Annotated in this window: 14 protein-coding genes and 1 tRNA gene; 4 read left to right on the top strand and 11 right to left on the bottom strand. The window is 56.0% G+C overall.

Annotated elements, in window-relative coordinates:
* Positions 1-2: 2 nt before the first annotated feature.
* Positions 3-1256, top strand: coding sequence for a DUF2863 family protein (locus KHU29_RS02675; protein WP_211451378.1), 1254 nt, complete (start codon positions 3-5; stop codon positions 1254-1256).
* Between the two features lie 24 nt (positions 1257-1280).
* Here the strand turns inward: KHU29_RS02675 and KHU29_RS02670 are convergent, their stop codons facing one another.
* The gene (locus KHU29_RS02670; protein WP_211451164.1) at positions 1281-2186 is read right to left on the bottom strand and encodes a LysR family transcriptional regulator; all 906 of its coding nucleotides are present in this window, start codon (positions 2184-2186) and stop codon (positions 1281-1283) included.
* 123 nt (positions 2187-2309) lie between these two features.
* On the opposite strand from KHU29_RS02670, the gene KHU29_RS02665 reads away from it, so the two are divergent.
* Positions 2310-3182, top strand: coding sequence for a pirin family protein (locus KHU29_RS02665; protein ID WP_211451163.1), 873 nt, complete (start codon positions 2310-2312; stop codon positions 3180-3182).
* 96 nt (positions 3183-3278) lie between these two features.
* Entirely contained in the window at positions 3279-3983 is a 705-nt protein-coding gene (locus tag KHU29_RS02660; protein WP_211451162.1) for an isochorismatase family protein, read from the top strand.
* A 117-nt stretch (positions 3984-4100) separates the two neighbouring features.
* Here KHU29_RS02660 and KHU29_RS02655 read toward each other — a convergent pair whose 3' ends face one another.
* On the bottom strand, positions 4101-5222 hold the full coding sequence (locus KHU29_RS02655; protein ID WP_211451161.1) for a M14 family metallopeptidase: 1122 nt from the start codon (positions 5220-5222) through the stop codon (positions 4101-4103).
* 149 nt (positions 5223-5371) lie between these two features.
* On the opposite strand from KHU29_RS02655, the gene KHU29_RS02650 reads away from it, so the two are divergent.
* Positions 5372-5448, top strand: a tRNA-Pro gene (locus tag KHU29_RS02650).
* 453 nt (positions 5449-5901) lie between these two features.
* Here the strand turns inward: KHU29_RS02650 and KHU29_RS02645 are convergent.
* The 9 genes from KHU29_RS02645 to KHU29_RS02605 all read right to left on the bottom strand — a co-directional run bounded on the left by KHU29_RS02645 (position 5902) and on the right by KHU29_RS02605 (position 11426).
* Positions 5902-6405 carry a putative periplasmic lipoprotein gene (locus KHU29_RS02645; protein WP_211451160.1) on the bottom strand — a complete coding sequence of 168 codons (504 nt, stop codon included), beginning with the start codon at positions 6403-6405 and terminating at the stop codon, positions 5902-5904.
* Between the two features lie 117 nt (positions 6406-6522).
* Positions 6523-6693 carry a hypothetical protein gene (locus KHU29_RS02640; protein ID WP_211451159.1) on the bottom strand — a complete coding sequence of 57 codons (171 nt, stop codon included), beginning with the start codon at positions 6691-6693 and terminating at the stop codon, positions 6523-6525.
* A 405-nt stretch (positions 6694-7098) separates the two neighbouring features.
* Positions 7099-7872 carry a hypothetical protein gene (locus tag KHU29_RS02635; RefSeq protein WP_211451158.1) on the bottom strand — a complete coding sequence of 258 codons (774 nt, stop codon included), beginning with the start codon at positions 7870-7872 and terminating at the stop codon, positions 7099-7101.
* A 50-nt stretch (positions 7873-7922) separates the two neighbouring features.
* The gene (locus KHU29_RS02630; protein WP_211451157.1) at positions 7923-8258 is read right to left on the bottom strand and encodes a hypothetical protein; all 336 of its coding nucleotides are present in this window, start codon (positions 8256-8258) and stop codon (positions 7923-7925) included.
* 33 nt (positions 8259-8291) lie between these two features.
* Entirely contained in the window at positions 8292-8933 is a 642-nt protein-coding gene (locus tag KHU29_RS02625) for a tail assembly protein (RefSeq protein ID WP_211451156.1), read from the bottom strand.
* A 4-nt stretch (positions 8934-8937) separates the two neighbouring features.
* The gene (locus KHU29_RS02620; RefSeq protein WP_211451155.1) at positions 8938-9243 is read right to left on the bottom strand and encodes a hypothetical protein; all 306 of its coding nucleotides are present in this window, start codon (positions 9241-9243) and stop codon (positions 8938-8940) included.
* Positions 9240-9473: a helix-turn-helix transcriptional regulator gene (locus KHU29_RS02615; RefSeq protein WP_211451154.1), complete on the bottom strand. Its 234-nt coding sequence runs from the start codon at positions 9471-9473 to the stop codon at positions 9240-9242. Before KHU29_RS02615 ends, KHU29_RS02620 begins: the two co-directional genes overlap by 4 nt.
* A 103-nt stretch (positions 9474-9576) precedes the next feature.
* Complete coding sequence (locus KHU29_RS02610) at positions 9577-10146, bottom strand: hypothetical protein (protein WP_211451153.1); 570 nt, start codon at positions 10144-10146, stop codon at positions 9577-9579.
* Complete coding sequence (locus KHU29_RS02605) at positions 10143-11426, bottom strand: tyrosine-type recombinase/integrase (RefSeq protein WP_211451152.1); 1284 nt, start codon at positions 11424-11426, stop codon at positions 10143-10145. The genes KHU29_RS02610 and KHU29_RS02605 overlap by 4 nt, the downstream gene beginning before the upstream one ends.
* Positions 11427-12041: the final 615 nt, after the last annotated feature.

Raw genomic sequence — 12041 nt, 5'->3', positions numbered from 1 at the left:
CTATGCGCCGCCCGTCAAAAAAACCTTCCCGTAAATTTTCCGCCGACAGCCATCGCCTGGCCGAGCTGGCGCAAGCATTGATTCAAGCCTCCAGCCGCCTTGAGGAGCGCGCATGGGAACGCGAGATTGAAGTCTTGCTCGGCAAGCATTTCAAAGCCCATCACCAGGAGCCGATCGACGGCGCGCTGGAACAGCTGTTTCCGACCCAGCCCGATGCCTACGATGCCTTGATGGACGTGGTCGAAGCCTGCAGCGAATCCAGCACCATCGAATACCAGGGCAAGCAGTACGACTGCCTGCTGGTTGGCATTCCATTGCTGGCGTGGACGCGTTTCTCGATCGGATCAGGGCCGATTCCGGCCGACGTCGTGATGACGCTGAGCGCCCATCTGCACGCCCACATCCTGGCGCCGGAAGTACAAACCGCCATCGTGCCGACCTTGTACGCCATCGATCAGCTGCCGCGCACGCATTGCGAAACCTTTACCTTGCTGCAGCAACTGTCACATGCCGCACTGAGCGACGCACCGGTGCGCAGCCCCGCCAATCCGCCGGAGACTGCGCCGTTCCTGGCCGATACCCGCTACTTGCTGGCGGCCCTGGTAGTCCCAACCGGCATGCCGCTGTTCCACTGGCAACTGGCGCGTGGACAAGCGGGGCATATCGCTGCCGATAAAGAACGGGCGCTGGAGCAATGGCGCATGCAAGTCACCCCCAACCTGACGCGTTTGCTGCCGGGTTGCGGCGTCCAGGTGCTGCTACCCGAGGCCTACTTTGCCGCCTGCCGCGAGGCCGACCTGCAAATCCGCCCTGCTTCCCTGCGCGCCGCCAGCTACTACCTGTCGCACACGCTGGACATCGCTTCGAAAGACCTGCACGCCACCATCGGCCGTTTTAGCGAACAGCCGGAAAGCGGCCGGGTAGACGAATACCGGATCGGCTTCTCGCTGGGCCAAACCAATGAGGTGATCTATGGCGTGGTGTGGCCGCTGTACGGGCAGGAAGAAGCGACCGAAGAAATCATTACGCGCGCCAGCGACAGCGACGAAGCGACGGCCGAACCGGAAACCCCGCTGGAGCAAATCCTGAGCCTGCTGCGCGAATGCGGCATCGACGACATTCAACGGCATTCTGAAATGTTTGCAATGGAATTTTGCGACGATTGCGGGACGCCGCTCTATCCGGATCGCGAAGGCGATCTGGTGCATCCGGAAATGCCCGACGATGCGCCAAGCGGCTCGGCCCATTTTCACTGAGCCGGCACGCCTTCCTCAATCGTTTTAATCTTCTTCCAGAGCCTGAAAGCGCGCTACCAGATAATCAATCAGGGTACGCACCAAAGGCAGCAAGCCGCGCCGCGACGGGAATACCACATGGATAATTTCATGTCGCGGCCGCCAGTCATTCAATACGTGCACCAGCGTGCCTTGCGCCACCTGTTCGCGGATCATCATGGTCGGCAATTGCACAATGCCGACACCAGCCACTGCCGCCCGCAGCAACGCCACCATGTCGCCAGTGACAAAACGCGGCGTGTGATGAAGCGCCGCCTTGGCGCCATCCGGGCCGAACAATGTCCAGATATGGTTTTGCTGCCCCGTCCCCAGTCCCAGGCTCGGCCAATCGTTTAAATCGGCAGGCGATGCCGGTAGCGACCTCCCCTTAAGCAGAAGCGGACTGGCGACCAGGCATTGACTGCGCTCAGCCAGTACCCGCAGCACCAGATCGCTATCCGGAATCGGCGGCGGCCGTACCCGGATTGCAATATCAACCGCCTCAGCCACCACATCAACCCGGCGATTGGTCGCCTCCAGCAACACCGTCACACGCGGGTTGGCTGCCATGAAATCTGCCAGCATCACGTCCACATTGATATGCAGCAAAGCCACCGGGCAAGTCAGGCGCACAATGCCGCGCGGTTCGCCCCGCGTCAGCTCAACGGCGTCTTGCGCAGCCTCTGCCTCCACCAGCATCGCCTTGCAGTGCTCGTAATACGACTGCCCTACTTCAGTCACGGAAAATTGCCGGGTAGTACGCTGGATCAGCCTTACGCCCAAGCGTTCCTCCAGTAACGCCAGGCGCCGGCTCAGCTTGGACTTCGGCATGCCCAAGGCCCGCCCCGCCGGTGCGAAGCCGCCATGGTCGACCACCTGGACGTAGTAGTAGAGATCGTTCAAATCCTGCATGACAACTCCTACATCGTTCATAAAATAGGACGCTGATGGCAAATTCTACAGACTACCGCACTCATTGTCCCTGGTTTAATCTTCTATCAGCAACAACTATGCAACCACTACAAGGAATTGATCATGAAAAAAGTCCTCGGCATCTACAGCGCACCTCGCCAACATTGGGTCGGCGACGGTTTTCCTGCTCGTTCGATGTTTTCTTACACCAGCCACGGCAAGCAACTGAGCCCGTTCCTGCTGCTCGATTACGCCGGTCCGGCCGAGTTCAGCCCTACTACCCGCCCACGTGGCGTCGGCTCGCATCCGCATCGCGGCTTCGAAACCGTCACCATCGTCTACAAGGGCGAAGTGGCGCACCGCGACTCGACCGGCAATGGCGGCACAATCGGCCCCGGCGACGTGCAATGGATGACAGCAGGCAGCGGCATCCTGCATGAAGAGTTCCACTCCGAAGCGTTCACGCGCTCCGGCGGGACGCTCGAAATGGTGCAGCTGTGGGTGAACCTGCCGGCGAAGGACAAGATGACCACACCTGGGTATCAAGCCATCGTCGATAACGACATTCCGGCTGTAGCCCTGCCTGACGGCGCCGGCACAGTAAGGGTGATTGCCGGTGAATACGACGGCCACGCCGGTCCGGCACGTACTTTCACACCTATGAATGTGTGGGATATGCGCTTGAACCAAGGCAGCAGCACCAAGCTGTCCTTGCCTGCAGGCTGGCATTCGGCGCTGGTGGTATTGCACGGAACCGTGCTCATCAACGGCGAGACCGTGGCACGCGAAGCGCAAATGGCGTTGCTCGACAACGACGGCAACAGCGTCGATATCGAAGCCAATAACGACGCTGTGGTGCTGGTGCTTAGCGGCGAGCCGATCGATGAAGCGATCGTCGGCCATGGCCCGTTCGTCATGAACAGCCAGGAAGAAATCGCCCAGGCGATTGTCGACTTCAACAGCGGGCGCTTTGCGCAGATAGCTGAGAAGGCTTAGTAGTTCTGGCCATGCCGGTCATCCCGACCGGCATGGTTTTTTTCAAGCAACCAGCGCACATCAGCGCGCGTTTCACCTACCTCCAGGAAACACACCATGAGCACACCAGCCAATTTCAACGGCAAGACCCCGATGATCGATCCCGATGACACCGTGTTGTTGCTGATCGACCATCAAAGCGGCCTGTTTCAACTGGTCAAAGACATCGAACTACCCACCCTGCGCTCGCACGTCACCGCGCTGGCAAAAGTGGCGCATCTGGCCAAGATCCCGACCTTCACCACCGCCTCGGTGCCCGACGGCCCCAACGGCCCGCTCATCCCGGAAATCCATCGCCACAATCCGGATGCCGTCTACATCCCGCGCACCGGTCAAATCAACGCCTGGGACAACCCGGCATGGGTCGCGGCCATCGAAAAAACCAAGCGCAAGACATTACTGATTGCCGGCACCCTGACCAGCGTCTGCATGGCGTTTCCGACCCTGAGCGCACTCGCCGCCGGCTACAAGGTGTTTACCATTATCGACGCTTCCGGAAACTGGTCCAAGATGGCCACTGACCTGACCCTGGCGCGCGTAGTCCAGGCCGGCGCCGTGCCAATCGATACCTATGCCACCCTGGCCGAAATCATGAGTACCTGGAATCGGCCCGATGCCATGGAATTCGCCGCGATCATGACCGACCACATCGTGCCGGCTTATCAGGCGCTGATGGAAAGCTATGCAAAAGCACAAAGCGTGCAACAGAACGGCCGCGAAACCAAGCTGGAACTGCTGGAAGCTGCGACAGCAAAAGGCTGATCCCGGGCCTGCCCATAGAGGCGCGGCCACCGTGACATAAAAAAGCCGGGCATGTCAGACATGTCCGGCTTTTCACAACAAGAATTTCAATTACAAACAGTTTACAAGCGGTAGAAATTACGCAAACGCCCGCAATATCGGTTGCAACACCACCGCTCCCAAACGCGCGCTGCGAGCACCATCCCAGCCGACCTGTGCATCCGGCAAGTTGACGTTATCCTTGAACGGTAACTCCAGGGTCAGCGATATGCACTTGAATGTATGGCCGACATATTTCGACGCCAGAGTCAGCACGTCGCTACTGTACTTGCTCGCCGCATAGCCGACTTCAGTCTGGAAATCCGGGCTGGCGCGCAAGAAATCGTCGATGAATTTTTGCTGCTCCACGCCCTGCTGCGGACTAAAGTCTTCCAGCATTTCCGAGCCCGCCACAAACACGTACGGCAAAGCCTCATCGCCATGCACGTCCAGGAACAGATCGCAGCCGGTTTCGTGAATCTTGTTCTTCACCACAAATACTTCCGGGCTGCGCTCCAGTGATGGCGCCATCCACTCGCGATTCAAGTTGGCGCCGGCAGCGTTGGTACGCAGGTTGCCACGCACCGAGCCATCCGGATTCATGTTCGGGACGATGTAGAACACCGCGTGCTGCAACACCTTGTTCGCCAGCGGATTGGCGCGATCCAGCAATGCATCGACCATGCCCTCGACAAACCACTCCGCCATGGTTTCGCCCGGATGCTGGCGTGCGATCACCCAAACCTTCTTGGCCGCGGCCGGATTACCGATCACCAGCAGATTCATATCGCGGCCGTCAACGGTGCTGCCCAGATCCTCCACCCGTGCCAACGGCGATTTCTCTGCACGCCCCAGCAACGCCAGATGACGCTCCCAGGAATACGGTTCGAAATAAGCGTAATAAACGCTGTCGCGCTCAGGCGTATGGGCGATGGTCATCACCTCGCCGTCAAAGCTGGTCGGCACCCGGAACCAGGTCTCGCGATCGTAACTGGCCACCGCCTGATAGTTTTCCCAACCCTTGGGATAGGTAGTGGCGCCGGCATTCGTGAAACGGATGCGGCAAGCCTCGCCACGCGCACCCTGCAAGCGGAAATAGAACCATTGCGTAAAATCTGCGTGGGAGTCGCTACGGATGTTCAATTCAATCTGCTGAGGACTATCGGCGCGCAACACTTCGATTGCGGCGGCGTCAAACTGCTGGCTAATTTTTATTGGCATAGGATTATTTAATGAGGATTGTTGGCTGGGCGATCTGGCTTGCATTGCAAGGTGCAATGAGGCGTTATTGTCGAGCGAACAAACAGTTAAAATTTTATGCATTGCCTTGGAAACAAAGCAATTTTGCTCTGATATAATAGCAGGCTTGTCGGGGCGTAGCGCAGCCTGGTAGCGTACTTGCATGGGGTGCAAGGGGTCGAGTGTTCGAATCACTCCGTCCCGACCAAAAAATTCAAATCAGATCAAAGGGTTGCGTTATCGCAGCCCTTTTTCTTTGGGCGATTGGTGAGCAATTCCGGAATTTAGTCACCAGTTTAGTTACCATTTCGCGGCTGCTGGCGAGATACCTAACCCCGCATTTGTGGATGCCAGAAACTCCAAAGACGGCTACGATACTATTTCGAATTTATAGCCCCGCGCAAGATCCAAAGCCATACTGGGAACGCTTCAAGTCGGAGTGCCATAAGTTTTTATGTGACGAATCCGCTTATGCTGATGAAAAAAAGGAGATTCTTGCCCAATCTCCGATCTCAAAACCCCTTCTGATTAGCACGATGTCAGGCGTGATCGGTGCGACGCTAGGAACCCCGGGAACTTTAATTGCACCGGCAGTTACATTGATGCTATTCACAATTGGCAGACTTAGTGTCAATGCGTACTGTGCCAAGTAGTCGACAATTCAGCCAGGCTGATAGTCCCGCTGAATCTCGAAGCCGCTATAGGTGGGCAAAAACACTTTAAAAGCGTATGTGTCGCCCTCAACAATGGATACCTCAACCTCCCTGAGAGGACCGGCCGGAGCATTACTGTCATACACTTTGACGCCAATCTGGTGTCGCCCAAACGGGAGATGGATCGACATTCTTTGGCCGTTATCCATTTCGGCAGCGTACTTGCCATCGACATAGATATAGGCGGTCCACGGCCATCCGAGGTGAGCTGCGGGACGCTGAATGAGAACAGGGACAGTACCTGGCGCGGGCGTGATGAGCTTTGACGCGTAAATCTTGTCCTGCTTCACCAAGGCATCTTCAGGCTTCAGTGGCGAGTTGTGACAGCCGACGAGGGTGATAACGGCAGCCAGGGAAATCAGTGTTTTTTTCATGTCGTTGATCTTCAATGTATAAGACTTCGTCATTTGCGGGCCAAAGTTGAACGCTACATCCCCTTCCATGGTTGTCATTTTTTCTAGGACTTCGTCTTTTCGCGCCCCGTCGCTGGTGTCGTCGCCGAGTAAGTCACCGGTGACTTATCTTGCAAGGCGACCAACAAAAAGAAACCTCTTTGTTGGTCGTCCTGGTTATTGAATGATGAAGCCGCCGCCCTCACCGCGACAGGTTGAGATTGCGATTGTGGGCTGTCCTGCAATGTCGCCAAAGTGGACAAGTGCAAACCCATGATCGATGGTTTGTTTAACTGTCATTGCTTCGACACGATCACAGAAATCTTCTAGTGTTGTTAGTTGTTGCAATTGCGCTTCCTTTTGGTTGATGTGTCGGCTCTTTGAATACCGGAGCCGATGACGGATTTGTTAAACATTTACCCCCTGAATTGTTACGCAACTGATACGCAACGATTGTCAGAGTTGGTTGCATCAATAGCAATATTCAATAACGTTGATACTTGACAACTATTATTAATTGACAACTATTTTGCCGCGTCCGATGTCAGTTAGTCAAGGTGTTTCGAGGGCGACAAAAACGCCTGTTGAGGGGTGACACGAATGTAGGTTTGAGGGGCGACATGGTTTCTCGAAAAATCAGCCTGTTTTCATCTCGATTTGTCGCCCCTTAAAATGTCGTTTCCTCGGGGCGTAGTGCTTCACTTGAGGGGCGACAAAGTCAATCGAGAACTACGTTCTCGAAAATGGGATACGTCATACAATTGTTACTCGCTTTCCGTGTCTCGTTGTAACTCGATTCGCGGTCAGAATTTCGCGCACCTTTTCAAGCTGTTTTGCTGCGGTCTGGCGTGTGATGGAATCGCCGGTCATTTGGCGGTAACGAAGCGCTGTCTTAGTCGGACTGTCGCCGGTCATCTGAGCGCAAACCCACAACGCGTGACGACGTTGTAGCGTCGCATCCGCATCGCTGTCACCGAAGGCTTTTGTTCGCCTGACGGTCGTCAGGTCAGCCCGTAGAGCCGTCAGCACCTGACCGCTCAGTGCCAACATGGCCGCGTGACGTTTGCCGATTGGCGCACTACGTAGCCAGGCGCAATCCCACTGCTGCGGCTCACTCAAACTAAGCGACCCGACAATCTTCCAATACGGACGCCTGCCTTGATGGAACGCATATTCGGCGGCACGATGAAACTTCGTCTCGCTGAACGTGAACAGTTCTTTGTATCGCATATAACGAACCTGCTTGACGTGGTCGGCGTGCCAGTGCCGGAGCCATCGAAGATCGAACAAGAACAGGTCGAGCTTCTGATTGACGCCGTAATCCGATGTCGGTAAATCGGCGTGCCAGAAACAAGGCGGAATTCCCCGCCTGGTCAACTCGTCGGCCAGGATAAACGCCACCACTCGCTTGCCATTGTCGAACGCGTCGCGGAACTTGTTAATCAACACGGCGCGGTCGAGTGTAGCCACTCCCGCCTGTGCTTTTGCCAGCTTTTCGGGCGACTGCGCCTGCAAGATTTGCGACAATGGCACAAACCCCGCAACGGCTGCGGCCTGGGCTGGAGCATCCGACCGCATTACAAGCCCGTGGCGGCGTTATCTGACAGCGCCAGCAACTCATCAAGTTCCGCGTCACAACGCTGCCCCATCGTATGATATGAAGGCGCTGCATGATGAATGCAATCGAGGATGCTCTCGGTTGCGGCGCTTCCTGGTCGAAGCCGCTTTACAAGTTGGGCGCGCTCCGGCGTCCCTGGTGAGAAGTGATCAAAGAAAAACCTCAGCTCCCATAGCTCGCCAATATGTGACGCTGCGGCGAGAATGCGCGGTGTCAGTGTTTCGGCTTCGTCGGCAAGTTCGTAAACAAGCCGCTTGTGGGTGGAATCGAGTTCGTTAAATTTAAGCTTTTGCATGACGTGGTTCCTTCAATTAGATGGTTATGCGCTCTAGTGCAGGATGTCGAACGGCGACTTCGGCGTATTCGTGACGGTCGGGCTGACGAGGATCTGATCGACGGACAATCCGGCCGAGATCACCTGGGAGCCAACGATCAGTCGCCCGTACAAGATCGGCACAGGGTTGCCCTGCGCGACCGTATTGACGGGGCCGTTGAACGCGTAAGACGGCTGGTTGTTCACGGCGTTTTGCGACATCGCTTGAGGTGACGAAGTGAGCATTTGGGTCACGCCGCCGATGATCAGACTTGCACCAAAGCTCAACGTCATGCCGCCAACAGTAGATGCCGTCAGCGTTCCACCGGCCAGTGTCGCGCCATTCGTATAGAACGCCGCGGCAATCAGGAGTGCACCAATGATAATTTGGCCGATACCGCCCTTGCCCGAGCCTCTTACCACCGGCACGAACTTGATGGTGGAATCAGCACTGAGAGAAGGCAGCTCTTCTTCCCCAACGTTGTATCTGCCCACATACACGCGAAAGCCTGGCTGGCTGTGGGCGTACATATAGGCTTCGAAGTCGGGGAAGTTGGCGCACAATGCTCTGATCGCTTCGGCGGGTGAGCTAACGTCCAGCTCGAAGACGCGCCCGAACTTCTTGCCGAGGTGTCCGCACAATTGAACCTTGCGCATAGACCTAACTCCTTCCATTTTCTGCGATCAAGGCGAAGTGCAAGCCGCCCTCATCGTCGCTTTTGATGACGCAAAAGTCCTGCCCGTGTCGGTCGAATCCGAAAAGAACCGTAAAGCCGTTGAAGTAATCTGCGGAACCTTGAATGCGTGCGCCGTCGAGCCATGCTGCAAGTGTGGCATCGTCAAGCGTCGAGGCGTTACGCATGAGGCCGTGCCTGCTCATGACGGCAAGATCGTTGGCGCGTTGCTGCATAAATTCGGGCGTCATGAAGTCGTCGCCGCCTGGTGACGTTGGAGTGTGGCCGCTCATGCTGCCACCTCTTGACGTGTGGCCTTGCGCCCTGCGATCCAGGCTTCAATTTCAGCGAGGTCAAATCCGACAGCCTGGTTCGACAGGCGGAAGGCGGCGGGGAACTCCCCTGCACGGATCAACCGGAAAATGGTCGATTTTGACAGGCCGACGATTTCCGGCAAGTTATTGTGACGGACTACCCGTCGCTGTGGTGCGGACGGGGTATTGATTACGAGTTTGGGTTGCATCGCATGGCTCCAAGTGAAAGCGGTTGAGAGGAGTCGCTATTTTCACTTGAAGCCTCAAATTTTGGCAGGGCGGGAGAAGTAGGCGGGGGTTATTAACCGGTCTTCAGTATCCCAATTTCGCCAGCGATTTGCTGAGCGTTCGCCGACGACTACGAATTGACTCAGCATCGACACCGTCGGCACGATGTTCTTGCAACGTCTTATTCCATCTGAGCGCGTACGCAATATCCACGGCCTCCTCCCTCACAGTGTCAGGCTTCACGCCAGCGCCAGCATCTCGGGCGGCGTTTGCAGCGTGAATGTGCTCCAGTGCCGCCATGATGGCAGGGTCTGCATATGGGTCTTTTCTCGGTCTGTTCGGTGGATTTTCTAGCCGGAAAGCGTGGTCGAGGCTGTGCTCGCTTTTGTTCAGCGTGCGCGAGATTGAGGCTGCAACCCACGTCAGGAATTCCTCAGATGGACGGCCTTCCGCAATGTGCCTTGCGCCCATTTCCAGAACCCGCTTTGCCTTCGATGGCAGGTTGCCGTCGCCACCTTTGACCTCGCGGCGGATAAGCTCGCTGATTTCTGACCGCAGCCAGATGCACTCTAACTGATAGGCGTGGTCAAGCGTTTCAGCTTCCGCGTCGAGTCTCTCCAGACTGTCGATTAGTTCGCGCTGCCGGTTGGTCATGCTGCACGCCCCTTCAAAAAGACCACGTTGCCGTTCTCGTCGTTACTCATCAGTTGTTCGATACGGTCTCCCCAGAGCGCAAGTGCTTCCTTGCGCTCTGCAAAGTAGTCGGCGCGATTGTAGACGCCCATTACGCCGGTCATGACGTGACTCTGAATCTTCTCAAGGACATGTGGCGCGACGCTCATATCTGCCATGCGTGACGTTGCAGTTCGGCGCAAGTCATGCGGTGTGAATGGCTCCATGTCGCGGAGGTCACTGCCTGCGATACGCTTTCTGACCGCCTGGCTAAGGCTGCGCGTTTCGATGTGGCGCTTATCGTCCTTCTCGCTTGTGAAAACGTAGCGATTGTCACCGGTGAGCGGCTGAATCTCTTTCAGGATGGCGACAGTTTGCGCCGACAGGTGGACGATGTGCGCACGTTCCGACTTGGTGATTTCTTTCGGCAGGGTCCAGATTCCGGCATCCAGGTTGACGTGCTTCCACTGCATGGCGCATACCTCGCCTGGGCGCTGTACCGTCAGAAGTAGCAGCTTAATAATGTTCCGCACCTGCCATGAGGTTTTGGACTCGGTCGTCTCAAACTCTTTCAGCACGGCCCTGATCTCGCCCAGACTCAGATTCCGGTCACGCGACTCCTCTTTGCCACCTGCCCCGTTGATGGTCATCGTGACCGGATTGATGGCGATGTGACTCTGCTCCACAGCATAGGCAAACAGCTTTTTCAGCGTACGCAGCACGCGATTTGCCTGTACCGGCGATCCGCGATCAACGACCTTATTGACGACGAGCGCCGCCTCGCGGCTGGTGATGTCCTTTGCAAGGAATTTGCCGATGCGCGGGTAAATGTCCACAGCCAGCATCCGGCGCACCTCCTCCGGCTTCTTGAACTGCTTGTCAATAACGCGGGTCAGCCACTCGTCGCCTAATTGCTCGACGGTCAGGGCGGCCTTAAGCGCCTGCTTGGCTGCCTGGTTGACTTGTAGCGGGTCTACGCCGCTCTCAAGCGTCCTGCGCGCCTCTAGGTGCTTCTGGCGGGCTTCGGCTAGTTCAAGCTCAGGATAAGTGCCCAGAGTCATCAAGCGGCGGCGCGAGCCGTATGTATATCGGAATACAAATGACTTGGTCGCAGCTTCGCGGTCGCCGGTGTCGCCCGAGGTGGCGGCCTTGGCTTTAGCAGCGGCAATCTTCAAGAACAGGCCGCCGCCGTCCGCCATGAACTTGTCTTTGCCGATAGTAGACTTGGCTGCTTTTATTTGTGTGACTGTGAGCGCTGGCATGAATTAGTGGGAATTAGTTGAACTGGTGACTATGATAATTAGTTACCAGTTTAGTTACCACTTATTTTGCGCTTTGTTGAATTTCGATGACACCAATTGCTACAGATACCACCCGAACACCGTTGATTTTATTGGCCTGGCGGTGAGCACTTGAATTACGAAGAATCGCGTTGAAAACGGATATTACCCGCATGGGGTGCAAGGGGTCGGAAGTTCGAATCTTCTCGCCCCGACCAATTGAATCAATGACTTAGGCCAATCTTCGGATTGGCCTTTTTCATTTCGGCGCAGCTCATGCCTTAAATACGTCTTATCCAATTCGATAGGCATCATGTTGCCCATAGGGTAATATCTTCCTTACCATAGATGGGCAGTGACCCCGGCTTTTCCATTCTTATTCAGTAAGTACCACAGCAAAGCCATCACTGCCCTGCTTCATCGACCTTATTTGCCTCAAACAAGATTAATCCATGACTCAAACATCCAACCCCCCCGTGCCAGAATAGATGTCGCCTCGATAGGAAATTAATCAACGGGGGCGCAAAGGAAATGAAGTGGCAAGATACAGTGAAGCATTTAAGAACAGAGCAGTAGCCAGATTGTTACCACCTGAGG

Origin of the sequence: Collimonas antrihumi (genome assembly GCF_018304965.1) — a bacterium.
GTDB lineage: Bacteria > Pseudomonadota > Gammaproteobacteria > Burkholderiales > Burkholderiaceae_D > Collimonas > Collimonas antrihumi.
The sequence above is the reverse complement of the archived record's forward strand: the minus strand, read 5'-3'. Positions and strand labels throughout refer to the sequence as shown.